This window comes from Crossiella cryophila, from assembly GCF_014204915.1.
In the GTDB taxonomy this organism is placed as follows: domain Bacteria; phylum Actinomycetota; class Actinomycetes; order Mycobacteriales; family Pseudonocardiaceae; genus Crossiella; species Crossiella cryophila.
Window position 1 is genome coordinate 3,695,733 of sequence record NZ_JACHMH010000001.1, and the last position, 24,085, is coordinate 3,719,817.

The window sequence follows — 24,085 nt, forward strand, 5'->3', positions numbered from 1 at the left end:
CGATACCGGCAGGCCAACGCCACGGCGATCGTGCTGCCGACGGTCGGGCCGAGCGGGGCGAGCACAACGAACTGGTTGTCCATGGGCGCCTACTTCGTCCGCGAGGAGGACGTGGTGGGGCCAGGAGGGGCCGCGCCGATCAGGGGCCCACCACGTGCTGGAGCGGGTGGACGGAGATCTCGGCAAGGGATGCTGAGTTGCCCCGTTCACCCGGTGGCCGTTGGAATCTCACCGCGGCGACTGTGCGCTGGCCCCCTGGTTGGGTGCCGTCCGAGGTGGTGCGATTCCGGCAACGAGTCCAGGTTCGGCAAGCCGGGCTGCTGGGAAAGGGCAGGTACCGGGGCTGCCCCGGGCAGAACTGAACAACAACGTCGCATAGTCGGACAGCCTCGTGACGACCAACGTTCGATCCACCTTCACTAGCCGAGCAGATGCACGCTGCCTGCACCCGCCAAGGCCCGAACCCGAGGCGCTGTCGCGAGGCCCGAGAACCTGATTCCGGCCCAGACTCCTCCCTGCGAACAAGGCACTGGCAGGAGCCGGCGAGGCGATCAAGCCGCGTCCCGAAGGTCATCCTTTGGCGGGCACCCGGTTCAACTCTCCAGCCAGGACCTTCCGCCGGATCTCGCTGTCCCCGCATGAATCCGCGATCATGCTGGTGGTCAGTCTGGCCAGACCAGTGCTGCCGATGTCTTGATGTGAAGAGGCGCGCGCATTCGAGTGGTTATGTCGGATTTGTGTATCACATGTGTCACTTCTGGCGACTAACTGTTGCCCGCTATTTGATCTCTTCTGGAGGCTGATTGATGGAGTCGAAATTGAGTAGTAGTCGAAGGCGTGGTCGCAGCCTCTTATCTGGTGCGGTGGTGATGCTCGGTGGGGTTGTGGCGCAGGTCGGCGGCGTCGGCACTGCGGAGGCTTCGACCGTGATGTGCTCAAGTCCGAACTACGGATACAGCTGTGTGAGTTCGACCGGCTATCAAGGGCAGCCAACATGGGGCTATCAAGTTGACTCGCGGGGTCACAACTGCACCAACTATGCAGCATTCCGCCTGGCGAGTAACGGTGCCACAAATCCCGACAACCTGGGCGACGCGCACCAGTGGGATGATCAAGCGCGGTTCAAGGGGTTCACGGTCGACGGAAATCCCGTGGTCGGTGCGATCGCCCAGTGGGAGAGCAACCACGTCGCCTACGTCGAGTCTGTGACCGCCGATGCGATCGAAACAACCGATGACAGCTGGGATGGAACGACAGCCCGCCGTCGCTACCAACGGGGACAGTCAGACTGGCCGAGCAACTTCATTCACATCAAGGACGTTCCGCAGGGCGGTGTCGGTACTCGGCTGACTGGCGACGTGAACGGTGACGGCAAGGACGACGCCGTCGTGATGTTCAAGGACACGGGCACCGCCATGGTGGCGCTTTCCACAGGTAGCGGGTTCGCCACGGCGTCGAGTTGGTCCTACGCACACACGATCGGAGCGGACAAGTACTTCGTTGCTGATGTGGAGGGTGACGGAAGGGCCGATCTGGTGGCCGGATACCTCTCCACTGGAACCTGGTATGTCAACCTCTCGTCCGGGTCAGGGTTCTGGCAGGAAACTTCGTGGGCGAGCGGACACGGTATCGGCACGCATCGGCAGTGGGTTGTCGACGTCAGTGGTGACCATAGGGCTGACCTGGTGACATTCGACAAAAATAATGGTGATTGGTGGGTCTCGCTGTCCGCCGGCAGTGGATTCTGGCCGCCCAGTCGATGGACAGTGGGACACGGAGCGGGCAGTGCGAGTCAGCAGATCGCCGATTTCACCGGCGATGGCAAAGCAGATGCTGGCGTGTACTTCGCGGATAACGGCAAGTGGTATGTCGCACCGTCATCAGGGTCGAGTTTCGCCGGCTACAGTCTGTGGTCAGTCGGACATGGCATGGGTAGCAACTCTCGTTTCGTCGGCGACATCGACGGTGACGGCCGAGCGGATGCGACCTACTTCTTTGCGAGCAATGGTCACTGGGACGCTGGCATGTCTTCCAGTAGCGGGTTCTGGTCACCTACTGCGTGGGCGCATGGTCACGGTGTCGGCACGCATGAGCAGTTTCTCGCCGATGTCGAGGGTGACGGTCGAGACGACATCGTTACGTTCGATCGCGTCAACGGTGACTGGTGGGTTTCGCTCTCGTCCGGCAGCGGGTTCTGGTCGCCGGCTCGGTGGGCCACAGGCCACGGCGCAAACTCGTAGCCCGTAAGCCCGCTGCTGTTACGAAGTCGGCACTTCAACTGGACAGACGATTTGGGATCGGTGCCGAATGGGCAAATCTTCATGCCGAAGAACGCTATTTCTCGGATCTCTCTTGACGTAGAAGGGAGACATGAGCCAATGAGCTGATAGCAGCGGATCCGGGCAGAGGCTGTAGGTCTGGCAGACAACGCGGAGGAGCAGGTCGAGTCGGCTGCGCATCTCCGCCCCCGGGGTCTCGTCAGCCGTGGGCTGGTTGGCGGCGATCAGGTCGCCGAATTCGGCCTGTACGGCCAGTCCTAGCTTCCTGAAGGAGTGCAGAGGGGAACGGTCAGCGCTTGCGTGATGTTGTTGGGAACCCCGGTCTCGGCGCGGTTGGCCTGCCGCGGGGCAAGGGAGAGGGGCGCCGCCTGCCCCCCTGCCCGACCGGCAGGGGTGGCAGGCGGCGTCCCGGGGTGGAGCTGTTCATGGGCGCTGCAGCAGAGCGTGGTCAGGGTTTGAGGGGTTCTGGTTGCCAGCCGTCGACCTGCGGGTCCAGTGGGACCCACATGTCCCGGGCGACCACCAGCGTGCCATCAGCATGCTCGGTGGCCGGTGGGGAGACCACGTAGCTGGGCAGCAACCACAGGCGGGCCGCGTGCTCGTCTGCCTGGTCCACCGGCGCCTCCTCGACCTGGTCGACCGCGACCTGTTCGCGGGTGGGTGCCGGGTCGCCGGGGAACTCGAACTTGCCGCCGACGAAGCGCAGTGGTAGCTGGCGGGTGGCCACCGAGCGGCCGGAGATCCGCAGTACCGCCTGCTCCGGCGGGTGAACCCGGCCTTCGTGATCGCGGGCGAGCATGCAGAACACACTGGCGGTCTCGAAGGTCGAGCGCGCTCCGTTGACCTCGGTCGGCGCCGGCGGTTCCAGCGGTGGCCGGTGGGTCTGTCCGGTGCGGAGGTCGGTGGTGATCTTGGGGATGGGTTCGCGGCGGGCGTTGACCTGCTCGCACACCATGACGTTGCTGGGCAGTCCGGCCAGGTCGGCGAACTGACGGCCGCCCAGGCCGAACCAGCCGGGGTCGAAGACCCGGAGGCTGGTGTCGGCGCCGCGGATGAACTCCTCGCACACGGTGAAGTCGTTGCCCGCGGCCAGCATCGAGGTCAGATAGTCCACGAACACCCCTGCCAGCCAGCAGTCCGCCACCGGCAGGCCGTGTTGTTCGGACCAGCGAAGGTTGGCCACGGCGAAGCGGCGGATCTCGGCCTTGAACGCGGCCAGTCGCTTGTCCGGGTCGCTGCCGGTGCGGGCGAAGAACTCCTTGCCGAACAGCAGGAACCTCGGCCGTCCGAGCGGGGTGGGGCTGAATATCTGCTCGGGGTCGGGCAGGTACTGCTGGATCCGGGCCAGGAGTTCGGCGCGGGTCATCTCGGTGCAGAAGAACACCACCTGGGACTCCGGGGCGACCGTGCCGGCCGAGCCGGCCAGGCGGCTGGCCCACCAGCAGGCCAGGGCGGTCTTGCCGACCTTGGTTCTGGCCCCTAGCAGCACCAGTTCGCCTTGCCAGTCGGCGCGTTGGTGGAGCAGGGCGTCCAGCTCCGGGTGGACGGGGAAGCCGCGACCGGTGCCGTGGACCTCCATCTCCCGCCGGAGCACCTCGGCGCCGTGTTCGGCGTAGGGGTCGGCGGCGACCCACTGGTCGTCGTCGGTGCGCACCAGGTCGAGCAGCTCGTGCACGGACTCGGCGGCGCGGTCGTTGTCGCCGGAGCGGTAGTGGTGGGCGATGGCGCGGATCAGGGTGTCGAAGCGGCGATGCCGGGCACCGCGGCTGACCAGAGCGGCCAGCACCTCCACCTCGTCCGGGCAGGCCGGCAGTTGTGGATGTCGTTGTTCGGCCTCGCTGTCCCAGGCGGCCAGGGCCCGGTCCAGGTGTGGGTGCAGGCCCTGGTCGAGGTTGTAGCGGATGCCGACCGTGGCCAGCTGGGGGTGGGTCGCCCGGATCTCGCGGAGGCGGTCGAAGGCCCGGCCCAGGCTGGGGTCGACGAACTCCTCCACGCCGCGGACCACCAGCCCGGTGCGGCCCTCGGCGAGAGAGGGTTCGCGGACGAGGCAGGCGGCCAGCAGCAGCTCCTCGCGGTCCCCGGATGAATCGGCGTGCATTCGCTGTCTCCGTCTCTTGTGGACGGCCGGGACCGCGGCGCGGCCGGACGGCCACGTCTCTGCTGTGGAGTTGCCAAAGGACAGTCCTAGACCCGCGTGGGCCCTTGCCCGGGTAGGTAACGCGCGCCGCGTTACCTGGAGCCACGTCCGACCGGTGGGACGGCCCGGCGCCGCAGCGCGTAGCCGCCCCGGCCGGGTGGACTGCCGTGCGCCGCCTCGGGCGCCACCGACACGTGATTCGCAGGAAGGAAGGGAGGAGCGCCATGAGCCACAAGAACGTGCCCTCGTGGGCGCATCCCGGGGTGGTCATCGGCATCGGCAGCAAGCCGGACCGCGGCCACGGCAACCACTGGCTCAACCAGATCGGTCCCCGGCACTGGCAGTGGATCGGGGTCAACCCGCGGCACGGCACGTACCATCACAAGGCGACGTGGGCGGTCCCGGTCAAGGGCGGCAACCTGCCGCCGCAGGCCGAACTCGACAGCAAACGGCACGCGCTGTTCCTGCTGTGGGGACGGCCCGACCTTCGTGCGGGCGAGCCGGTGGCCACCGCCGACATCGACGAGGTCGAGGCCGTACTTGCCAAACTCGCCCGGTGTGCGGCGGCGGTCCTGGACCCGGCGCGGCCGGAGATGGTTCCGGTGCTCGACGTGCTCTTCCGCGCCCAGTACGGCGGCGTGCACTCCTGGGTCTCGGCCCGGCACGGCGACCTCCTCGCCCTGCACCAGGTCGACGATCCCGGCCTGGTACGGATCCGCACCAGGCTCGCCGAACCGCACCTGCTGTGTGGGTGGGCGAGCGAGGACGGACTCAGATGGGCCCAGCCCGCCACCCGTATCGACGAGACCACCGCGGGCCCGGAGACCGCGGACGTCGACGGGAAACAGCCATGAGCGCGCCGACCGTCGGGGCCATTGTGGACCGGGCAGGGCTGGTGCGATGTGTGGAGCGGGATCTGCGCGAGCTGGCCGAGCTGGACACCGTGGTGCACTCCGTCGGCAACCTGGTCCGTCAGTCACGGGAGGAACCACCGCGGGCGCGCAGCGCGATCAGGACGCTGTGGGAGACCGCGACCGCGGCACGGAAACGGGCGGCCCCCAACCGCCTGCTGCTCGCTCGGGTGCGCTCGGTGTTGCAGGACAGCCATTGCACGGTCTCAGCGGCCACCACCGCCGCTGTCGTCCACGGCATCCTGCACGGCTCCATCCGCCCGACCGCGCTCACCCCGGACAGCATCACCCAGCCACCGTTGCGGATTCCGCCCTCGGTCGGCGTGCGCCACGGTGCGCTGGCCGACCTGCTGTGCACCACGGACAACCTCGCGGACTCGGTGTGGAACCACGCCCACCGCAGCCGGATCGACTTCGACGAGGACCTGCGCCGACTGCGGACCTGGCTGGCGAAGGTGCCCGAACTCCGGGCGCCGGACCGCCTGGTGCCCTTGCTGGGCGAATCGTCGGGGGAGTTCCAGGTGCACCGCCACCCACGACCAGTCCACCCGCGTACCGCGGAGCTGGAAACCCCGTCGATCAGCTACGAGGTGCTCACCGCAGCCCAGCTCGATCTGCTGCACACCGCGATCCGGCAAGGTCTCCCGGTCAAGGTAGCCAGCATGATGGCCGGCACCACCACAGAACCGTTGTCGGCCGGTGCGGCCGTGGCGGCGGTGATGCGCTGCGGGGCCTGGCTGCGCAGGACCATCGACGAGAACGGCCTGCCGGTCGCGAGTTCCTCCTACACCTCGCGCAGGATGTCGCCCAGCTGGCTGATCGCCGCACCGGTCAAGCGGCACCGGTCTGTTCGGGCGTTCGCGTTGCACTACACGCCTGAACTCGGCCGGTGGTATCAGATCCTGCGCGGGGACATCCCCGATCTGCGGGGACTCATGCCGATGCGCCGGGCGCATTACCTGGCGCTGGCCGCGCATGTGGCCGGCGGTGGGCGGCTCTCCGACTTCGCCGAGCACCAGGCCCGGCGGTACCGGGATGTCGTGCAGGCGTGGGACCGGATGACCACCTTCACCGCCGAACTCAGGCTCGTTCGCCAGGCGGTCCTGGACGCCGTCGCAGATTGGCCGGCCGAGTACACCGAGGAGGTGAAGCAGCCGCTGGCCGAGCTGGTGCAGACGGTGCGCACCGGGCTCGCCGAACTCGGTCGCCCGGCCGACCAGGAGATCGGCGCGGCCTACGGGCGGCTGATCAACTCTGACGACGTGAAAGAGGCGGGTGAGGCGTTCGGCGCGCTGACCGCGGTGCTGACCGGATACCGGAACGCCCTGCGGCGGTTCACCGTGGCCGACCCGACCGACTGGGGCAGTGCGGAGTTCGCGTTGTTCCACAAGCGGTATCCCGACACCGCCCCGTCGGACTTCGGCACATCGAGCCCACGCGCACACGCGGTCGAGGTAATCCGCGCCGAGGTGCGCCGGTTGCTCGCCGCGCGGCTTCCCGCGGTCCCGGCGACCGAGGTGGCCTTGCTCGCCGAGCTGCACCGGGAGCTGAGCAACGCCGTCCGCGAACAGCGCAGCCCCGGGCTGGCGTCGTACTGGCGGTTGTGGCTCACCCCCGGTGCGCCCGACGAGCACGTCTGGCGCGCGTTCCTGGAATGGCCGGACCTGGTCACCCTGGCCGCCACCAAGTAGGCCCGGAGGGCGCCGGAACACCTCCGGCGCCCTCTCCCCAACCAGCCACAACGCGGCGCGTTACCTGTCAGTGAGTCCGAGCAGTCGCCCCGTACGAGAGGACCTCGCGATGCTCACCTCTTCGCCAATGCCGGGTGACTTGGACCCCGACGCCCCGTTTCCCCTGCACATCCGCTTCCGGGTGCCGCTGTGGCGGCTGGAGTGCGGGACCCGGCGGATCGAGGCCGCCCTGACCCAGCTCGGCCTGATCGGCCTGCCGGTCGCGGTCGTCCTCGCTGACGAGTTTCTCATCACCGTCTCCCTGTCCGCGGGCACCATCGGGCAGGCACTCCAAGGCGAGGAGGCCATCCTGGCCGGGGTTCGGTCCGCTCGCAGGCTCGCCGAGTTGTTGTGGGATCTCGACCCCAGGCTGACCGCGACACCAGGAGAAGTCTCATGAACGCCTGCACCGTCGACGCCTGGTGGACCGAGGTGCCCCTCGGTAACTCCGGCCACCGCGACCTGACCCGGATACCGCCCGAACGGCTGGCCTTGTTGCTGGAGCAGGCGATGGGGCTGGCCCGCCACGCCATCCGGGCCCAGCGCGGCCCGTTGCGAGATCTGCTCGGCGGAGCGGAGGATCTCGCCCAGCAACTGCGGTTGTGGATCCTGGCCGCCGCGCGGACCTACGATCCGGAACGCGGTACGTGGACCGGTCACCTGACCCAGCGCGTCCGGCAACAGGCCGCGGACCACTGGCGGGCCACCGTCGGCCACACCGCGCTGAACAAGGTCCGCGCCTTCCGCGCCGCAGACGGCGAGCCCCTCAACGGTCAGGACCAGCTCCAGGTCGCCCGCATCCTCTCGCTGCTCCCCGGCAAGCAGTCCACTTTGGACGTTGCCAACGATGTGGTTGACGGAGCAGGCAACGCCGAACACGCCGTCGACTCCCACTCGGAGGCGACCGTGGCCACGTTGGCGCTGTTGTACGCCCCGGAGACCGCTGATCCGTTTGTGGCGCGGCGCCTGTGCCGTGGGGTGGCCGTGCACGTGCTCCGCCGGGTGTGCGGACAAGCTCAGCGGCGCATCGCGGCCTGCGGCATCCACCATCGGACGGCGGCTGCGGTGGAGAACGAGCTGTATGCGCGGGTACGCGAACTCCTCGACCCGCCCGGCTGATCCGTGGGTACGGGAGTGGGCAGGGCGTTCGTTCACGCCCTGCCCACTGAATCTCGTTGTTGGGTCAGGGTTCCCTGACGCCCCAGTCCGAACCGGTGCGAATACTCAACGGCAGGCTGAGGGCCTCCAGGCCCAGCACCCAGGCGGCGCCGAGGTGCACGGCCTGCCGGAGCAGGAGGGTGACCTCCTCGACGGAGTCCTCGGCGACGTCGAGCACGAACTCGTCGTGCAGGAACGCGGCCAGCCGGGCGTCCCGGTCCCGCAACTGGGTGCGCAGGATCGCCAGCGTGGCACAGCAGACCTCCGCCGCGGTGCCCTGCACCGGGAAGCTGCGCCCTCGGCGACCGGCTCGGGCCACCAGGGACCGCTGCTCGGCGGTACGCCTGACTGAGGCGGTCTCGATGGCTGCCACAGTGGGCACGTCCGGCAGCGGCATGGTGCGCCCCAGTTCGGTGCGCACCGTCGCCCCATGCCGGGCCCGCTGCTCGTACTCGGCGAGCAGATCCATCGTGTCGGAACACGCCGAGGTGAACGGCCGCAACGCTTCCCTGGCCTTGACGGATCGCCGACCGTTCAGCGCGGCCAGCAGAATCGTTTTGGCCATGGCCCGGTCCACGCCGAGTCGGTTACCCAGTTCGGCGTACAGGTCACCGCGTTCGGCCAGCCCGAGCAAGGTCCGGTCGCCGGCCAGGTAGGCCAGGATCCGGGGCTCCAGCTGTGAGATGTCCGCGATGACCAACCGTCGACCAGCCTGGACACGCACACACCGACGCAACGAGTGCGGCAAGGTAAGACCGCCACCTTCGGCGGTCCAGCGCCCGGTTGACGTTGCGGCCGGGTGGAACACCGGCCACCAGCGTCCGTCATGGGTCCAGCGAGCGGCCCACTCGTAGCCGAACCGGTTGGCCAGGATGTCCAGGTGCCGCCAGCTGGTCAGCGGTGGCACCGCCGGGTGGGCCAGATGCTCGAAGTCCGAGACCCTGGACCCCCGCACCTGCAGGCCCTCGCCGTCGAAGGCTTCCGGCACTTCGGTGCGCCACCGGAATCGAGCGCCACCGAAGGCAGCCGTGATCTGTTCGTCCAGTTCGGACAGCCGCGGATAGCACCCGGACTCGGTTGGCTCACCGAGCAGGGCCGCCAGGACTTCGTGGTGGCGGGCGGCGTCCCACGGGATGCCGTCGGCGTTCAGATCGGCAGCGGCCAAGGCGTTCGCCGAGTCGATGTCGACCAACCGGTCCAGCGAACTGGCGTGCGTGGTGGCGCGGAGGGACAGCTGAGCCTGGCGGTAGTCCTCGCTCACGTCACCACCGTTGAGCTGACCGGAGTCGGCGCGGTGGTAGCCGTCGACGAGTCGCCGAGCCGAGGTGACGCAGTAGCCCCGCCGAAGCCGAACTCCTGCTCTGGCAAGCGTCGTCGCGGTCGCCAAGAGGTCCGCGGCCACCCACCTGATCCGGCGCGAGCTGTCCAACGCGCCCAGCTCGCGCGGGTCGGCGTCAGTGATATCGGCGACCAGCACGGGCATGGCGCGATCCATTGGCACCACACGAATCTGACCGTCCTCGGCCAGGCCGGAGACGTCGAGCCCGAGGGCCTGTGGCGCCCCGGCGGTCGGAGTGTTGGCGCGGAGGTGGTCGAGCAGCTCAGGCCAGCTGAGTGTCCGGACGGGGCGAGCTGGTGCGTCGAGGTCAACCATGACGAACCGAACCTCCTTGAGGGCTAAGGCAAATCTGCCTGCTGACGGTGAGGAGCGAATGAGGCGCCCATGAGGTCAGGTAACGCGGCCCGGAGAAGGTGGTTGGCACACAACGGGAAGAAGGGGTGGAGCGCGCTGGGGGGTGAGCGCGCTCCACCGTAGGGTGACCGGAGCGTCGAGGTGACCTACTCGACGGGCTCCGGCAGGGCAACCGGCGCAGGCAGTTCGCCGGGCCGACCTTGCGACTGGAGGAGGACAAGGCAGTCGCACAGATCGGTTCCCGGGGGCAGCGGCAGTCGCTGGACCGTTGCGCGGAACGGTCGCAGGCGCTCGCGCCACAGCTGCGCGCCCAGTTCGCCGGCATCGTCTGCGTCGTGACAGAGCACGACGCGCCGTCCGGCGAGCAGGCGAAGCCACCAGGTGGCGATCGCCTGTGCCCAGGGCACCCCGATCACGGTCCGCCCGGTGCTGGCCATGGCCAGCCAGTCGGTCGGACCTTCAGCTACGTGGACCGGTTCCTCGGCAGTGGCGTCCAGGAGCTGGGGCAGTCCCAGCGGACACGGGGTGATGCCGGTCAGCGACCGCCACCGCCACCGCTTGGCCACACCCTCCCGGGTGGACCGGCCCTGGAGCCACACGATCTTCCCGTCCTGGTGGGCAGGGAAGATCAACCGGTGTTGCCGGAGCACGAACAATCCGTCGCCCTCGACCAGACCGGCCGCGGCGACGAACTCGGCCGGGTACTGGCCGAGCAGTCGCTGGATCCGGCCGAGCCCCGGGTTGGACACCCAGCGAACCCCGAACTCCCCGGCCAGCACCGGGTTGATCGCCCGGCCTGCCAGGTATCCGGCCACGGGCGTGTCCGGGAGCGGCTCGCAGCAGTCCAGCACGGCCCCGTACAGCTCGGCGTACGCCGAGCCGTCCTGAGTCCCGCCACCGCGCACCAGCCCGGGGTTCACGGTGACCGGGCCGTCCAGCTCCTGCGCGAGCGCGAGCAGCTCCAGCCAGGAGATCCGGAACTCGACGGACCGCATCCGTGCCCACACACCGAAGATGTCGGTGTGGAACCCACAGGCGAAGCAGTGCACCGCGTCCGGGTACACCGCGCACGACGGGGTCACGTCGCCCCGTCGATGCATCGAGCCGTCCGGACAGCGGATTCGACCGTGCCGCAACGGGATCCCGAGCCGTCCCAGCAGGTACGGCATCGGCAGTGCTCTGCGCAGGGCCTCCTTCTCCCAGCTCGACCAGGATGTCGCGTTGTCCAGCAACAGGTTTCGAGCAGCGGGAAAGGACAGTCCGGTCGAGGTGAGGTAGTCGACCTGGTCGCCGCCACACGCGCAGGACGTGCAGTTCCACCGGCCGGACCAACCAGCCGGAAGACGGTCTCCGCAGCGCGGGCAACCAACGCGCATCGGCTGCTCGAAGCGGCCGATGTGCCGCGCGGCGGCGATGATGCCCAGGCGGCTCAGGGCCTGTCGCAGGGGCGGGTCGGTTGACACGGTGGTTCACCTCCTTGGCTTTGCCGGTCACTGATTCAGGTAACGCAGTCGCTCTGCCGGTGCCGGGCTAGAGCGGCAGGCACTTGGCCGAGGTCTTCGCCAGGCTGGCGGCCATGACCCATCCGCCGCCGGACCCGGCGAGTTCACGGACGGTGAAGTGCTCCCGCGGGTGTCGGCGGTTGACGAAGTTGCGCGGGTCGGCCCAGACCAACGCGTCGCTGCGGAGGTACTCGATGGACTCGTCGACGTCGAACTGCGATGTGGCGAACTTGTGGGTGCCGGGCCACCGCACCACGTACTCGCAGGCGATCACCTGCTCGAAGGTGCGATTCGGCGCATGGGTTGACGCGGCGGCACCCGGGATCCCGGTGGCCACGATCGTGGTGGACGCGATGACCAGCGGGATGAGTCTCGACCTACGCATGTTCCAGTCCTTCCGAAATGGACAGTGGTTACTCGGACCTGAGTCCTGGTAACGCACTGCGGAAGGGCTGGTGGCTGGTCAGTAACCGCCGGGGTCGAAGCCACCGGAGAGGTCGGTGAGATCCTGCTGCGCGTACTCGGTGAACTGCCGGTCGCCGGCCTCGGCGATGCTGCCGGTGATCTCCTCGTCCCGCTGGCGCGTGTCCGACCAATCCCGCTCGCGGTCGAGCCGGAGGAACTCCTCGCCCGCGCGGAGGTGCCCGCGGTCGATGCCGAAGTAGGCATCGTCGAAGGGCTGGAACTCGTGCGGGACGTGCGGGCGGTCCACGGTGCTCATCTCCTTCGGAACGCTGTCCGAGGTGAACCTCCACGGTAACACCGGGCCGGTGCCGCGCGGCCAGGTGAAGTCGCGACCTCTCCAGGCATGAACATCCGCGCCACCACTACGCCGGAGCACGCGCTCAGCTACTGGCTCTCCGCCGACCTGGTCCGCCTCGCGCACGAGGTGTGCCGCGGCCTCCCACCCACGCCGACCACCGCTCATCCGGCCTGGAACGGACTACTCGCCGCACTGGGGCTCGCCCGCGTGCGTTCCCGGCCTTACCCGCTGCTCCACCTCGATCTGATCGAGGTTCGCCTGACCGTCGCCGAACAACAGCTGCTGGCCAGCCTCGCCGGGTTGGTCCCCGAGCTGGCCTCGGCATTGAAGGAGGAACTATGAGTACGCACCAGTTTGTACGGGCCTTGCGCACCCGATGGATCCCCGCCATGCGGGACCGAGGTTGGCACGCCGAACTCGTCGACCCGGACGGTGCCGACCCGATCCTGCTGATCGACCACGACGAGCGGTTCGTGCGGGTCCCGCTGAACGCGATCTCCGGCACCGCTGTCGCGGCCACCGTGGTGGAGGCGACGCTGGAGATGTGGGTGGACTACGTCCCGGTGTCCGACCCGGAGGCGGCCGAGTACGCGCTGCCGGTCCTGACCTGGGGCGAGGCCGGTGAGCCGCGCTGGCAGCTCACGGTTCGCCGCGGGCGGCACTGGGTTGGCTGGAACCCGGGCCCGTTGACCACGGCCGCGGTTGAACACCGGTTGGGGCACCGCGCTCTCGGGCGCGCCGCCCTCCAGGAGGTCCGGCTCGACGGGCAGGAGCACTTCGCCCGGTTGCGGTGCAGCCCGGGACCAGCCGCGGCCGCGTTCGCCTGGCCGACTAGGTCGGCCCGCCCGGCCAGGCAGGGCCAGGCGGCGCTGGTGTGTGGGCCGGACCTCGTCTACGTCGGCGCGGCGGCGGTGCTTCGTCGCCTCCGCGACACCGAGCTGCCGTACGGGATGTTGCTGGGTGCCGCCCAGCTTCAGGTGCTGTCCCGGCGCCTTCGGTCGCTGGCACACGGCGGGCGCTGAGCCTCCGGGTTCCTCACCCGCCCAGCCGGGTGGTTGCCACGTCCGTCCACTCGTAGGCCTGCCGGTCGCGATTGAGGTCGATCAGCGACACCGAGGAGATGGTCACGGCCGCGGTGTGCGCGCCGTGCTCGTCGAGCGCCCGCGCCACCGGTTCGGCAGGCCCCGCCGCGTTGGAGTAGCCCAGCGAGACGTGCGCGCGGAACCCTTCCTGGGGCTCGGGAACGTTGTCCTGACCCCAGACGTCGCCGATCGCCGCGCGGATCGCCAGCCGCAGCTCGGCGAGCGAGGCCAACGGCCGCACCGGCATCTGGACGCCTTCGGGATCTGTCAGAGCCGGGCCGATGGTCGCGGCGATCGGCGCCAGGCCGGCGCACCGTTGCTGTGCCGCGGCGACGATCCGGTCGACGTCGCCGCGGGCCACCTCGTCGGTGAACCCGATGCCCTGCAACGTCAGGTGCAACCAGCGCACCGGGATCGGGTCGAGCGTCGGCAGCGCGGAGAGCACCGGCTCGTAGTCACCGACCAGACGCTGCGCTTCGGGCTGGTCGGCGAAGGTCACGTGCCAGGTGTAGAAGGAACGGCCGACCCGCCAGCCAGGTCGCCACCACCAGTGGTTCCGCATCGGCTCCAGTTCGGGCACCTGCTCGCCTCCCGGGCTATGCCGTCAGTTCCTTGAGCACCGTCTCACGGCCGAAGGCGGTGATGGAATCCCGCACCCGGCCGGCCACCGCCCCGCCGACCCCGGTCACCATCTCGTCCACCTCTCGGACGCGATTGAGCAGCGGGTGGATGCGGTGCTCCGGCGCCGTCTCCAGCACCGGGGCGAGCGCGTTCTCCGCGCTGCCCAGGTCACCGAGCACCAGGTGGGCCTTGACCTGCTGGAGCCGGACCATGCGTTCGGAGCCGCGGTTGCGCTGCCCGTCCGGCGTGGCTTCGAAGACGGCGACCGCCCGGTCGGCGTTCGCCAGCGCCGTGCTCGCCTGGCCCAGTGCCAGTTCGGTGTCTGACCACAGCGAACCGGCCCGGTCCACCGAGCAGGTGAACGGGCCGGCCAACTCGTTCTCGGCGCGCGTGGCCACCTCGGCGGCCTGCTCGGCGCGCCGGAGCGCGGCAACGGCACCGTCGCGGTCACCGGCGCGGGCCAGGTCCATCGCCAGCGCGCTGTACAGGTAGAGGCGGGCGGTCCCGATCTCGGTGTACTGCAGGCCTTCGGCGGCATAGCCCGCGGCGCCGAGGTAGTCCTGCTGCCAGAACGCGGCGGTGTGTTTGGTGGCCAGCACCCACGCCCGCAGCGGGTTGTAGTCGGCGCGCTCGGCGCACACCCACGCCACCCGGGCGTGTGTCTCGGCGGCGTCGACCTCGCCCAGGTCCACCGACATCCACGCCAGCATGGTCAGCGACCATCCCGCGGCGGCGTACAGCTCCTGGCTCTGCTGCGGCGTCTGGTGGCCGGTCAGCAAGGTGAATGCCCGGTCCCGCAACGCCTTCGTGCGGGCGAACAGCGGCAGCGTGGGTTCCTTCAGGTACGCGCGGGCCACCTTGCGGACGTCGGAGTGCAGATCCTGGATGGTGAACTGGCCGACGTTGGTCGACTCCGCCCAGGACAGGAACCGCGCGGACTCGTCAGCTGCACTCATCAGCACCTCCTCGACCTGGGGCACGGCCGCGCGTGTGGTCATCGACACCGTGCCAGGCCGGGCGCCCGAAGCCCGCGGCCGAGGACGCTGGAATCCCAGTTCGGCGTCCGTGGCCACGCCAAGCACGTGCCGGAAGCCGAGGCGGTAGGCGTCACAGGGCCAGCGCACGGCTCCGCGTTCGAGGCGGGCCACCGCGTGGGTATCGAGCCCGAAGACTTTGCCCGTGACCTTCCGCAGGTGGCGGTTCACCTCATCCGCCAGCTCTCGCCGGGACATTGGCTCGTCCGGGTTCATCGTCGACGGGGTGCGCTCGCGGGCAGCGCAGAGCAGCAGGTTCGGCTGCCTCTCGGTCATGAGCACCACCTTGGCCGGGTCACTTCGCAGTGTAGCCGCGACGTCACCGACCGCTGATCAATCTGCCCGAGGCAGCCCCGCCACCTGCCCTATTGCCGATCGCACCGGATGTCGACCCTGAACCCATGGCGGCGAACACCGCCCCTGGCGCTCCAGGGGTTCGCCGACCTGACCGGGCTCAACCGCATCAACCGGACGGCGCTTCGCAGGAAGCGTCGGCGGACAAGTTGCCGCGGTGCTGGTTGTGCCTGGCCAGGGTGGACGGGGCGGGAATCCGGCTTCACACAGCCCCGTCCACTCGCCTGAACCTGCGGCGGGGCACGAGAGGCGCGAACCACGTGCCCCGCCGCACCCAGCAACGGACGGGACGGACATGGACGGGTGGCACGTCGTGCAGCGGACGATCGCGCTGACCACCGGCACGATGTCGCTGGCGGTCGCCGCGGTGCACCTGCTGTGCCCAGGCACGCCGGCCGCCGAGCCACCGCGCTCGACTCTCCGCGGCGACGAGCGAGGTCGAGAGGCACCGACCCTGCCGGTTGCTGGCCAATTCGTCGGCGGCGGGAGCTGGAATGACTAGTGTGCCACCAGGGATCGACCTGTTCATGCTGGTGCGATTGGGCTGGCAGGCGGCCGAAGTGACCCTGATGAACAGGTATCGCCGCGTTGCCAGGGGGTTCGCGCGCCACTTCAGCCAATGCTCCGGCGAACAGGACCAGATCGTGGCGGAGACGTTCCTGCGGCTGTTCCGCGATGTCAAGAACGGTTCAGGGCCACAGAACAGCACGGCGTTCGCCTTCTACCTGAAGCCGATGGTTCGCCGGGTCGCGACCGACCGGGCCTGGCGCCGAGCCGAGCAGCGGCGGGCAGACCAAGCCGCGGCCCGGCGGCACCATGCTGCCGCCGAGGCGAGCCTTGGCGGCATGTCGTGATCGGCGTGGCGAACCGCGCGGCATTCGACGAGCGGCTGCCGGAGGACAAACTCAGGCAGCTGTATGTCGAGGAGCGCGTGGGCGCGCAGGCCATCGCCCAGCAGGTCGGCTGTTCAGTCAGGATGGTGTATCTGCGGCTGGCAGAGCTGAAAGTTCCGCTGCACCACCCCCGATCGCCGCGCTTTAAGGGAGTCCAGCGCATCGCTGCGGTGGCCCATTGCCACCGGCTACGCCATGACCAAGGCTATTCCGTGGCCGAGGTGGCTCAGCTTGTCAGACGGCAGGACCGGACCGTGCGGTCGTTCCTGGCAGTTGATCTCAGCTCGTGGAGCGAGGACGAGATCGCCGAGGCGCTACGCCAGTATCCCGATCCGTTCTTCACCGCCGGGCCTGGGCCTGAAGAACAGCAAGCCTGGCTGAGGGTTGCCGAGCTGGAGCACGGACCCGTGAACCAGTTCCCCTTGCCAGCCAAGGAAACGCCATGACCGGGAACAGTCGGGACGGGCGGGGCTTGCATGTGGTCGACGGCGCCAAGACTGGCCGAGCTGGCTCATCGACAAGCCGGACGAAGTCGATGTCGGCTGTGCTGCTGTCCACGGAAGACGCGGTAGAACTCATCCGCGATCTCGCGGTTCCTGGCATGGCCGAGATCAAGCAGCGCGAACTGGCCCGATTGCTCGACGCGATGGACACCGCGCTCACCGCGGCGGAGGAGTCCGTTGCCCAGGAGGTGCGCCGCTTCCTCGCAGAACGGACGGGCGGCAATGACTGAACGGCAAGCCGTTCCTGATGTTCTCGCACAGCACCATGACCCGATGCCGTGGACGGCAGACGCGATCGCCAAAGCCCTGCGCCGATATCCCAACCCTTTCACTGCCGCGGTCCCTGACCGCGAGGAGCAGTAGGCATGACCGACGACTGCAGGAGTCGAAGGTTCGGCGATGCCCCAGTTTCTCTTGTCCGGCAACGAGAAACAATGGTCGGAAATCCAGTGAGGTGAGGACGATGGCTGACCCGCGTCGCTGTTTCACCTGCAACAACAAGGGTTTCGTCATGGCCAACTGCAACTTCCCGCCGTACACGAGGCCATGCCCGGACTCGCAATGTCCGTCTAAGGGTTCTGGTCAGCCGACACCCCGCCCCACCAGCCCGCTACGACACCTGGCTGTCGCACCTCCCGGCTCCGCCGACGAGGAGAGAGCCGGTGGAACTGAAGAGCACAAGGCAGGTTAGCCATGCGAAACAACAAGATCCGGGCAGCACTGCGAACACTCGGCCAGCGGCGCCCTTTCGGCGGCCCCTTCCTGTGCGGCCCCTGCCGGGCTGACTCGCACCACTGGCAGGTGGCCGAACATCGCTTGCCCACCAACGGGTTCATCTCGATCAGCTGCCAGTGCCTACGCTGCGACTGTGGCGCAGGGCGAGTTCTTCGCCTGCACCTCGACGCCCAGCCGACCGGCCGGCAGCCGGATGACTCCGGCTCGACGAAGTTCGCGCGCCTGCTCGGACTGCACTCGATGCTCACCCCGCGGGCCCGGTGGCTGCTGGCTCGGGAACTACTGCGTACCAGCCAGATGCGCAGGCGAATGCGCCGGGAGACACAGTGGACCGTCGGGGTACTTCTCGTGCTCGTCGTGTTGGTCACCGTGGCATTGTTCGGTCGTCGAGCCGCGATCTTGTCCACATGCGACAGGAGGAGCTGATCCAATGCTGTTTGTCCACCATGCCATGGTGTTCGTCGCAGGCATGATCGTCGGCATTGTCGTCTGCGGCCTGTGGCGGGACCGGGCTGCCTCAGTCACCGGCGAGGCCAGTGAGGCTCGCACAGTTGCGGTCCACCTGGCGACCACCGACCAGCCGGATCCTCAAGCTGCTGCGAATCAATCCAGCCAGCGGCACGCGTGTCGGTGTTCGCCACCCGAGGTGCGGAACTGTCCACATCGGACCGTAATCGAGCTTCGTCGCTCGACGAGGGAACCAGGCGGGGGCTCCGCCGCACTTGCGGGAGTTGCGTGAACCGGTTGCCTAAGCGGCTCTTCCGCCGCGATGGCAATGAATTCGCCCGGTATCCAGTACCCGACGAGAACAAGGACTGGTTTCACGGATGACCAACACTCCAGGCTCTGAGAACACCCGTTCCGTCCCGCTCACCCCCGAAGTCACGATCACCGTGCAGGTGGCCAACGGCGTGCCCACTCTGATGATCACCACCGCCGGGTTGGAACTGACCTTCCACCCGGTTGACGCGACCACCGTCACTCGCGTCGATCTGGACAAGGCAGCGATCTTGCACGAAGCGGCCCAGGTCTATTTCGACGCGTGTGCGCGCCACCTGGCGGTTCGGGAGTCGTTCGGCAACTGGCCAGGACAGGACACCCCGATACCCCCAATCGGGTGACCTAATTGGCTGTCCTCCATTTGGACGGAACATTTCATCGGCTCGGACGGTCCCATGTACGGTGACTCGCTGTACGGGGACGCGTACGAGGGGATGGGTCGTGCACGAGGGGAACGGGACCGGGGGCACCAGTCTGCCTTCGGCAGCCGGAGGCAGTGCCGGATTCAAGGTCAACGAGGACAACGTCCTGCAGATCGCCAGGGCCGTCCAGGACCAGGCGAAATGGTTGTATGCCGAGATCGATGCGTGTTCGCGGGACATGCAAACCGAACCGGCCCGGCAGGACCCGGTCAGCAAGGACGTGGCCAAGGCGCTGAACCGGAAGCTGGTTGATGACCCGGACTCCTACATCAACCGGGCGATCGCCTATGCCGAAGAGCTGTCTCAGGCGGTAGAGCAGATGAAGGCCGCGGCCAAGACCTACGGATTCACTGACCAGGACATCACCACGGCGCTGAACGGCCCGGTGAGTCCCCGTGTCTGAACGCCGACTTCTACCTCTGGCGCTTGTCATCGGGACAGTGGTGCTGACTGGCTGCGGCGTGGGTGGTACGGCAACTCCGTCGAGTTCGCCGGCTACGAGCCCCGCTTCAACCGCGGCGCTTCCCGCGCGACCGAAAGCGATCTCCATCGACACGCTCGATCCCTGCACCGTGCTGACCACAGGTCAACAACAGCAGCTCCAACTTGACCAGCAACCGGAGCGCAACGGGCCCGGCCAGGCCGACAAGAACGGGAACCGGGGCTGCACCTTCTTCAAGGTCGGCTCCAGTCCTCGCTTCACCTACCTGGTCACCCCGGTACCGCAGGAAGGTGCCGAGGTCTGGCTCAAAGGGGAGCGCAACGTCCTGGTCAAGCAGGTCGCCGCGGCTGGTTTCGGCGCGGTCGAGACGCGGATCGGCGACACCGCCACCAGTTCGTGCAACGTCGTCATCGACGTCGCCCCGGGGCAGAGCCTGGACGTGCAGTTCGGGCTGAAGACAGTGGGCGCGATGACCACGGACCAGGTCTGCGGCAAGGCGCGGGAGGGCGCCGAGCTGATCATGCAGACGTTGTCCGCGCGGAGCTGAGCTGCACAAGGTCAACAGGGGGTTCGGGGATGAGCAGTGGAACGGTTGGCAGCTACCGGTTCGAGGGGTACGAGCTGCCTGAGAAGCACGGCTGGATGCAGCAGGGCAAAGGCCCCGCCGAGTTCGTGGCGGCGCAGGCCGCGGTGACCCGGCTCGGCAAGGCCCTCGCCGAGACCGACGCCAAGCTGCGCAAGGTGGTCGGCGATCTTGGCGGGGAATGGAACTCCGTCGCCGGGGCACAGGCCGGCGCGCAGATGCAGCAGGCCGCGGGATGGGCCGGGGAGTCCGGGTCGGCGGCCACGACCACCCAGGGCCGAGTGGTGGCCCAGGCGGATGCGGTGTCCGTCGTAAGTTCGGCGGTTCCTGCGCAGCCGCCGGTCACCTACAGCTTCGGCGACGGTTTGGCGGATGCGTTCAGCACCCCGTTGCGGGTGTTCGGGATGAGCAGCAACCTCGACCGCGAGGTGGAGAAGCAGCGCGCGGCCGACGACGCGGCCAACCGGGCGCTGTATGCCTACCAGTCCAGCTCGCAGTCCCACGTCGCACTGGTCCAGCTGCTGCCCGAGCCGCCCAAGCTCACCGGGTCGGCCGCGCCGACCGAACCGGGCACACCGCCGGGACCGCCGATCGTTCCGCCGCCGGGAACCCGGCCGCCGGGACCGCGCGGCCGGGACGGCTCTCGCTCCCAGCCTCCGCGGACTTCCAACCAGGGCAACGAACCCGGTGTGCCCCAGTCGAACGACCCGGTGCGTCCCGGGCCGGTGACGCCGCCGGGCGGTCAGCGAGAGCCAATCGACCAGGTCATCAGCAGCTTCGACAATCCGAACCCGCCGCCCAACCTCGGTCAGCAGCCCGGACAGCTTCCGCCGCCCGGCGGCGCCACTGCGGTGCCTCCCGGTGGTGGGGCTGGTGTCGCAGGCGGTCCGCTTGGCGGCTTCAGCGCCAGCGGTGGACCTGGTGGCGGGACCGGTGGTGTGGGAGGCCGCGGTGGTGGCGCAGCCGGGGTGGGTAACCAGCAGCCTGGCGGTGTTCGGCCTGTCGCTGGGGCGGCCGGTGTTTCCAGTCGGGCCGGTGCCGCGGGGCAGGGCTTCATGCAGTCCGCGGCGCCTGGTGCTGGGCGCGGTGAGGAGGACACCGAGCACTCCAACACGTTGTGGGTCAAGGACGACAGCCTGTTCGCCGACGACCGCAAGGTGATGCCGCCGGTTATCGGTGAGGGGCCGGAGTGAGCCGGATCGGCTCCGTTCTGCGGCTGTCCGGTGTGGAGTTCGAGGCGTGCTGGGAGCACCTGCAGCTCGGTGAGCTGCCGTACGTGCTCGACCTGCCCAGCCCCGGGCGGACCTGGGAGGAACGCCGTCAGCTGCTCCGCCGGGTGATCGAGGACCTCACCGGACGTGGGTTGGCCGACCGGGGCGGGCTGGAGCCCGAGCTGGTGGAAGCAATCTCCATGCTCAGCCGGTTCCGGTGGGCGATCGACGGCCGCGTGTTCGGTGAGCGGCCCCTCCGCGTCCGGGGTGCGGTGGCCGGGGAACGCGCCGTGCTGGCCCTGCTCGACCAGGACAACCAGGTCGAGCTGTGGCAGTTGCCTGACCACGCGTTGGTGGGTCAGCTGGTCGCGCTCACCGGCGATGCACCCACTCCGCGGGTCGCTTCGGCCAATGTGCGCGCCGGGGTGCTGGATGCCGCGCTCCGGTCTGCCGGCGACGACCTGCGGCAGATGACTCAGCAGTTGGTTGACCTCGGCGAACCGGCTGATCAGGCCCGAGCCCTGGCCCATGCCTGTACCGGGATCGTGGCGATGGGGCAGTTCAGCGTGGTCACCGTCGACCAGGATGGCGCCCGTCGCGGCAGCGAGAACGCGCTCGGCTGGCATCTCGCCGAGGCGGGGCAGTTTCTCCAGCTCCGCAACGACGGCTGGGTGACCATCACGCCGGGCGGGTCGGCCCAGCTGGCCGGGCAGCTTCGCCGGTTGCTGGCACACCGATGAACCACGAGCACCGGGGAGGGTGAGTGGGATACGGATACAGCCCAGAGGCGCTGAAGGCCGCGGGCAAGGCTGCGGGAAAGGTCGGGGAGAACGCCTCGGCGATCGACCTCGCCGGAGTCACGGAAATGATCGGCAAAGCGCTGCCGGGGGCAATCTCAGCCGGAGCCGCCACCGAACTGGGAACCGCGTGGCGAACGAGCCAACGGACCTGGGCCGGCGACGCCGCCGAGCACGGCCGGAAACTGGCCGACAGCCACGGCGCCTACAACGCGGCCGAGGACAGCGCGGAGGGCTCGTTGAACCGGAACAGGCCGCGGTGATGGTCGCGCTCGCCAATATCCGGCGCTGGCGCCCCAGTGAACTGGACGCCGCCTTCGACGCCCTGGGTAAACGCCGGGACAGCCTGCTCGGGCTCAACGACGGCCTGGAGGCGGCCAAGTCCCCGCCGGACTGGACCGGTGAGGCCGCCGAGCGCGCGACCGTCGCGCACCGGCAGCTGGCCGATCGGATGGAACACATCGTGGCCGGGGTCAGCGCCGTGCGCCGGGCGGTCGGTGAGACCTCCGACGCCATCCTGGCGCTGCACCGCGCGCTTGGCGAAGCCGAGACGCTGGCGGGCACCTACCTGTTCCGCATCAACGACGACGGCAGCCTCACCGACAACCGCGTCGTCTGCACTCCGAAGGACCCGGACCCCCGCGACCGGGAACGCGCCCGGCTGGAGATCATCGACCGCGTCGAGCAAGTCCTGCGGCGCGCCGAGGACATCGACAACGACCTGGCCGCGGTGCTGCGCAAGGCGGCTCGCGGCGAGATCGGCGACGGAAACGCCACCAGCCTGGCGGCCGCCGCTACCGCGGGTGAGACCGCCGGTGGGTTGAGCACCCTGGAGCCACCCAAGGGCGGTACCCCGGGAGACAACGCCGGGTGGTGGGCCTCGCTGTCCGAAGCCGAGCGCACCGGGCTGTTGAAGAACCGCCCAGACCTGCTGGGCAATCTCGACGGACTGCCCGCCACGGTGCGGGACCAGGCCAACCGGGCGCGGATCCCGCTGGAGCGGGCCGCGTTGGAGGCCAAGATCAAGGATCTGTCCATGGCCCCGGGTGCCGACGTCGCAACCGCGGGCTACCGGGCCAAGCTGGAGGAGCTGGACGAGGTCGAGAAGACCCTGGCCAAGGGGGACCGGCAGCTACTGGTGCTGGACACGGGCGGCAACCGACTTAAGGCCGCCATCGCCACCGGCAATGTCGACACCGCCAACCATGTCGCGGTGTTCACACCGGGGATGACCAGTAACGTCAAGGACAGCATCAGCGGCTACGACGACCAGATGGAAGAACTGCGCAGGGTTACCCGAGACGAGTCCAAGCGGTACGGGGACGGCGGTTCGGTGGCGATGGTGACCTGGATCGGGTACGAGGCTCCCCAGACCAGCGAGATCCTCAGCGGCAACTCGGTCGCGCTGGAGGGCTCGGCGACCCGGGGCGCGGAGAAGCTGTCCTCGTTCCTCAACGGCATCGACGCCTCCCGCAAGGACGATCCCCATCTGACCGCGCTCGGGCACTCCTACGGCTCGCTGACCACCGGACTGGCGCTGCAGAAGGACACCGGGGTCGACGACGTGGTCTTCTACGGCTCGCCCGGTCTGGGCACTGACAACATCAACGACATGAAGGTGCCCGGCGGACACGCGTACATGGTCGAGGCCGACCGGGACATCGTCGCCGACTTCGGCCGCTTCGGCGGGGATCCCTCTGACATGGCGGGGCTGAACCGGATGTCCAGCGACGAGGCGACATTGTCGGACGGACGGCGGTTGGAACGGGTGACTGGGCACAGTGACTACATGAAGCCGAACTCGACCAGCCAGTACAACATGGCCGTGGTCATCGCCGGGTTGGCGGATCGGCGGGTGCCACATGGCTGAAGCCAGGAAACCAAGGCTGCTCGTGGCGATCGTCGCCTGCTACCTGTTCGTCGTCGGTTGTTCGGCAGGGCCAGGGAGGAACAACGTGAACGAGGTGTACCAGCAGCTCCGCCAGCGCCCGGACATCGGGCAGGCCGTCGCACGTTACGAGGAGATGCTGTCCAAGCTGTACGAGCGGCTCGCCGCGGATTTCCCTGCCATGGGCTGGCAACGGTCCAAAGACCGGGCCGGCGCTTCGGCGTGCGGCTTCGACTTTCCAGGTCTGAACACCGCCGACGGTGAAAAGCGGGGCCTTGAGGCATGGGAGGCCAAGGGCAACCTGCCCGACCCGGAGTGGAAAAGGGCACTGGTGCCGGTGGGCGAGATCGCCAAGGGCTACGGCTTTGAGGGCCCAGCAACGATCGTGGACCGCCCCGGGGATCATAAGGTGATCTTCAAGGATGGCTACGCGGCTGAGCTGTCCTTCGGCACCGCGGTCAACACGTTGCTCACCCTGGATACCGGATGCCACCTCACTGCCGAAGCCCATCGTCGTGGCACTCCAGCCGCCACTAGCACCCCATAGGCGAGAGTTCTGCTGAGTGC

At 68.7% G+C, this 24,085-nt stretch carries 27 protein-coding genes; 20 read left to right on the plus strand and 7 right to left on the minus strand.

The window, feature by feature from the left end; all coding sequences use genetic code 11:
• Positions 1–869 precede the first annotated feature (869 nt).
• A complete protein-coding gene (locus HNR67_RS16650) occupies positions 870–2,240 on the plus strand; it encodes an FG-GAP-like repeat-containing protein (protein ID WP_246493252.1) in 1,371 nt (456 codons plus the stop codon).
• Between the two features lie 487 nt (positions 2,241–2,727).
• Here HNR67_RS16650 and HNR67_RS16655 read toward each other — a convergent pair whose 3' ends face one another.
• Positions 2,728–4,377: a DnaB-like helicase C-terminal domain-containing protein gene (locus HNR67_RS16655; RefSeq protein ID WP_185003137.1), complete on the minus strand. Its 1,650-nt coding sequence runs from the start codon at positions 4,375–4,377 to the stop codon at positions 2,728–2,730.
• A 263-nt stretch (positions 4,378–4,640) separates the two neighbouring features.
• On the opposite strand from HNR67_RS16655, the gene HNR67_RS16660 reads away from it, so the two are divergent.
• The 4 genes from HNR67_RS16660 to HNR67_RS16675 all read left to right on the plus strand — a co-directional run bounded on the left by HNR67_RS16660 (position 4,641) and on the right by HNR67_RS16675 (position 8,176).
• Positions 4,641–5,270, plus strand: a complete 630-nt coding sequence (locus HNR67_RS16660) for a hypothetical protein (RefSeq protein ID WP_185003138.1) — start codon at positions 4,641–4,643, stop codon at positions 5,268–5,270.
• Complete coding sequence (locus tag HNR67_RS16665; protein WP_185003140.1) at positions 5,267–7,018, plus strand: hypothetical protein; 1,752 nt, start codon at positions 5,267–5,269, stop codon at positions 7,016–7,018. The genes HNR67_RS16660 and HNR67_RS16665 overlap by 4 nt, the downstream gene beginning before the upstream one ends.
• Before the next feature lie 127 nt (positions 7,019–7,145).
• Positions 7,146–7,457: a hypothetical protein gene (locus HNR67_RS16670; protein ID WP_185003142.1), complete on the plus strand. Its 312-nt coding sequence runs from the start codon at positions 7,146–7,148 to the stop codon at positions 7,455–7,457.
• Positions 7,454–8,176, plus strand: coding sequence for a sigma-70 family RNA polymerase sigma factor (locus tag HNR67_RS16675; protein ID WP_185003144.1), 723 nt, complete (start codon positions 7,454–7,456; stop codon positions 8,174–8,176). The genes HNR67_RS16670 and HNR67_RS16675 overlap by 4 nt, the downstream gene beginning before the upstream one ends.
• A gap of 64 nt (positions 8,177–8,240) precedes the next feature.
• Here the strand turns inward: HNR67_RS16675 and HNR67_RS16680 are convergent, their stop codons facing one another.
• The 4 genes from HNR67_RS16680 to HNR67_RS16695 form a co-directional block, all read right to left on the minus strand.
• Positions 8,241–9,869 (minus strand): DNA polymerase, encoded by a 1,629-nt coding sequence (locus tag HNR67_RS16680; protein WP_185003145.1) that lies wholly within the window; start codon positions 9,867–9,869, stop codon positions 8,241–8,243.
• Positions 9,870–10,054: 185 nt separating this feature from the next.
• A complete protein-coding gene (locus HNR67_RS16685) occupies positions 10,055–11,371 on the minus strand; it encodes a toprim domain-containing protein (RefSeq protein WP_185003147.1) in 1,317 nt (438 codons plus the stop codon).
• A 67-nt stretch (positions 11,372–11,438) separates the two neighbouring features.
• A complete protein-coding gene (locus tag HNR67_RS16690) occupies positions 11,439–11,795 on the minus strand; it encodes a hypothetical protein (RefSeq protein WP_185003149.1) in 357 nt (118 codons plus the stop codon).
• 78 nt (positions 11,796–11,873) lie between these two features.
• Entirely contained in the window at positions 11,874–12,131 is a 258-nt protein-coding gene (locus tag HNR67_RS16695; RefSeq protein WP_185003150.1) for a hypothetical protein, read from the minus strand.
• A gap of 87 nt (positions 12,132–12,218) precedes the next feature.
• Here HNR67_RS16695 and HNR67_RS16700 point away from each other — a divergent pair, with 87 nt between their 5' ends.
• Both HNR67_RS16700 and HNR67_RS16705 read left to right on the plus strand, forming a co-directional pair.
• Positions 12,219–12,515 carry a hypothetical protein gene (locus HNR67_RS16700; protein ID WP_185003152.1) on the plus strand — a complete coding sequence of 99 codons (297 nt, stop codon included), beginning with the start codon at positions 12,219–12,221 and terminating at the stop codon, positions 12,513–12,515.
• A 47-nt stretch (positions 12,516–12,562) separates the two neighbouring features.
• Positions 12,563–13,195 carry a hypothetical protein gene (locus tag HNR67_RS16705; protein WP_185003153.1) on the plus strand — a complete coding sequence of 211 codons (633 nt, stop codon included), beginning with the start codon at positions 12,563–12,565 and terminating at the stop codon, positions 13,193–13,195.
• A 13-nt stretch (positions 13,196–13,208) separates the two neighbouring features.
• Here HNR67_RS16705 and HNR67_RS16710 read toward each other — a convergent pair whose 3' ends face one another.
• Positions 13,209–13,835: a 2'-5' RNA ligase family protein gene (locus HNR67_RS16710; protein WP_221489929.1), complete on the minus strand. Its 627-nt coding sequence runs from the start codon at positions 13,833–13,835 to the stop codon at positions 13,209–13,211.
• 16 nt (positions 13,836–13,851) lie between these two features.
• Positions 13,852–15,186 carry a hypothetical protein gene (locus HNR67_RS16715; RefSeq protein WP_185003155.1) on the minus strand — a complete coding sequence of 445 codons (1,335 nt, stop codon included), beginning with the start codon at positions 15,184–15,186 and terminating at the stop codon, positions 13,852–13,854.
• A gap of 391 nt (positions 15,187–15,577) precedes the next feature.
• Here HNR67_RS16715 and HNR67_RS16720 point away from each other — a divergent pair, with 391 nt between their 5' ends.
• The 13 genes from HNR67_RS16720 to HNR67_RS16780 all read left to right on the plus strand — a co-directional run bounded on the left by HNR67_RS16720 (position 15,578) and on the right by HNR67_RS16780 (position 24,065).
• Positions 15,578–15,766 carry a hypothetical protein gene (locus HNR67_RS16720; protein WP_185003157.1) on the plus strand — a complete coding sequence of 63 codons (189 nt, stop codon included), beginning with the start codon at positions 15,578–15,580 and terminating at the stop codon, positions 15,764–15,766.
• 25 nt (positions 15,767–15,791) lie between these two features.
• Entirely contained in the window at positions 15,792–16,118 is a 327-nt protein-coding gene (locus HNR67_RS16725; protein ID WP_185003158.1) for a sigma factor, read from the plus strand.
• A gap of 5 nt (positions 16,119–16,123) precedes the next feature.
• Complete coding sequence (locus HNR67_RS16730) at positions 16,124–16,603, plus strand: hypothetical protein (RefSeq protein WP_185003159.1); 480 nt, start codon at positions 16,124–16,126, stop codon at positions 16,601–16,603.
• Positions 16,600–16,890, plus strand: a complete 291-nt coding sequence (locus tag HNR67_RS16735) for a hypothetical protein (protein WP_185003160.1) — start codon at positions 16,600–16,602, stop codon at positions 16,888–16,890. Before HNR67_RS16730 ends, HNR67_RS16735 begins: the two co-directional genes overlap by 4 nt.
• A gap of 463 nt (positions 16,891–17,353) precedes the next feature.
• Complete coding sequence (locus tag HNR67_RS16740) at positions 17,354–17,821, plus strand: hypothetical protein (RefSeq protein ID WP_185003161.1); 468 nt, start codon at positions 17,354–17,356, stop codon at positions 17,819–17,821.
• A 401-nt stretch (positions 17,822–18,222) separates the two neighbouring features.
• Positions 18,223–18,516 (plus strand): hypothetical protein, encoded by a 294-nt coding sequence (locus HNR67_RS16745; protein ID WP_185003163.1) that lies wholly within the window; start codon positions 18,223–18,225, stop codon positions 18,514–18,516.
• 100 nt (positions 18,517–18,616) lie between these two features.
• The gene (locus HNR67_RS16750; RefSeq protein WP_185003164.1) at positions 18,617–19,000 is read left to right on the plus strand and encodes a hypothetical protein; all 384 of its coding nucleotides are present in this window, start codon (positions 18,617–18,619) and stop codon (positions 18,998–19,000) included.
• A gap of 37 nt (positions 19,001–19,037) precedes the next feature.
• Positions 19,038–19,586, plus strand: a complete 549-nt coding sequence (locus HNR67_RS16755) for a DUF3558 family protein (protein WP_185003166.1) — start codon at positions 19,038–19,040, stop codon at positions 19,584–19,586.
• Between the two features lie 29 nt (positions 19,587–19,615).
• Entirely contained in the window at positions 19,616–20,815 is a 1,200-nt protein-coding gene (locus HNR67_RS16760) for a hypothetical protein (RefSeq protein ID WP_185003168.1), read from the plus strand.
• On the plus strand, positions 20,812–21,573 hold the full coding sequence (locus tag HNR67_RS16765; RefSeq protein ID WP_185003170.1) for an ESX secretion-associated protein EspG: 762 nt from the start codon (positions 20,812–20,814) through the stop codon (positions 21,571–21,573). Before HNR67_RS16760 ends, HNR67_RS16765 begins: the two co-directional genes overlap by 4 nt.
• A 23-nt stretch (positions 21,574–21,596) precedes the next feature.
• Positions 21,597–21,893 (plus strand): hypothetical protein, encoded by a 297-nt coding sequence (locus HNR67_RS16770; protein WP_185003171.1) that lies wholly within the window; start codon positions 21,597–21,599, stop codon positions 21,891–21,893.
• The gene (locus HNR67_RS16775) at positions 21,893–23,500 is read left to right on the plus strand and encodes an alpha/beta hydrolase (protein WP_185010737.1); all 1,608 of its coding nucleotides are present in this window, start codon (positions 21,893–21,895) and stop codon (positions 23,498–23,500) included. The genes HNR67_RS16770 and HNR67_RS16775 overlap by 1 nt, the downstream gene beginning before the upstream one ends.
• Positions 23,493–24,065, plus strand: a complete 573-nt coding sequence (locus tag HNR67_RS16780) for an LppA family lipoprotein (RefSeq protein ID WP_221489930.1) — start codon at positions 23,493–23,495, stop codon at positions 24,063–24,065. Before HNR67_RS16775 ends, HNR67_RS16780 begins: the two co-directional genes overlap by 8 nt.
• Positions 24,066–24,085 lie beyond the last annotated feature (20 nt).

Coding starts and splice junctions, on each gene's coding strand:
- HNR67_RS16690 (WP_185003149.1), bottom strand. CDS start 11,795: ATGCGTAGGTCGAGACTCATCCCGCTGGTCATCGCGTCCACCACGATC.
- HNR67_RS16695 (WP_185003150.1), bottom strand. CDS start 12,131: ATGAGCACCGTGGACCGCCCGCACGTCCCGCACGAGTTCCAGCCCTTC.
- HNR67_RS16780 (WP_221489930.1), top strand. CDS start 23,493: ATGGCTGAAGCCAGGAAACCAAGGCTGCTCGTGGCGATCGTCGCCTGC.
- HNR67_RS16775 (WP_185010737.1), top strand. CDS start 21,893: ATGGTCGCGCTCGCCAATATCCGGCGCTGGCGCCCCAGTGAACTGGAC.
- HNR67_RS16655 (WP_185003137.1), bottom strand. CDS start 4,377: ATGCACGCCGATTCATCCGGGGACCGCGAGGAGCTGCTGCTGGCCGCC.
- HNR67_RS16650 (WP_246493252.1), top strand. CDS start 870: ATGCTCGGTGGGGTTGTGGCGCAGGTCGGCGGCGTCGGCACTGCGGAG.
- HNR67_RS16675 (WP_185003144.1), top strand. CDS start 7,454: ATGAACGCCTGCACCGTCGACGCCTGGTGGACCGAGGTGCCCCTCGGT.
- HNR67_RS16725 (WP_185003158.1), top strand. CDS start 15,792: ATGCTGGTGCGATTGGGCTGGCAGGCGGCCGAAGTGACCCTGATGAAC.
- HNR67_RS16700 (WP_185003152.1), top strand. CDS start 12,219: ATGAACATCCGCGCCACCACTACGCCGGAGCACGCGCTCAGCTACTGG.
- HNR67_RS16745 (WP_185003163.1), top strand. CDS start 18,223: ATGACCAACACTCCAGGCTCTGAGAACACCCGTTCCGTCCCGCTCACC.
- HNR67_RS16660 (WP_185003138.1), top strand. CDS start 4,641: ATGAGCCACAAGAACGTGCCCTCGTGGGCGCATCCCGGGGTGGTCATC.
- HNR67_RS16680 (WP_185003145.1), bottom strand. CDS start 9,869: ATGGTTGACCTCGACGCACCAGCTCGCCCCGTCCGGACACTCAGCTGG.
- HNR67_RS16670 (WP_185003142.1), top strand. CDS start 7,146: ATGCCGGGTGACTTGGACCCCGACGCCCCGTTTCCCCTGCACATCCGC.
- HNR67_RS16715 (WP_185003155.1), bottom strand. CDS start 15,186: ATGACCGAGAGGCAGCCGAACCTGCTGCTCTGCGCTGCCCGCGAGCGC.
- HNR67_RS16735 (WP_185003160.1), top strand. CDS start 16,600: ATGACCGGGAACAGTCGGGACGGGCGGGGCTTGCATGTGGTCGACGGC.
- HNR67_RS16740 (WP_185003161.1), top strand. CDS start 17,354: ATGCGAAACAACAAGATCCGGGCAGCACTGCGAACACTCGGCCAGCGG.
- HNR67_RS16760 (WP_185003168.1), top strand. CDS start 19,616: ATGAGCAGTGGAACGGTTGGCAGCTACCGGTTCGAGGGGTACGAGCTG.
- HNR67_RS16665 (WP_185003140.1), top strand. CDS start 5,267: ATGAGCGCGCCGACCGTCGGGGCCATTGTGGACCGGGCAGGGCTGGTG.
- HNR67_RS16705 (WP_185003153.1), top strand. CDS start 12,563: ATGCGGGACCGAGGTTGGCACGCCGAACTCGTCGACCCGGACGGTGCC.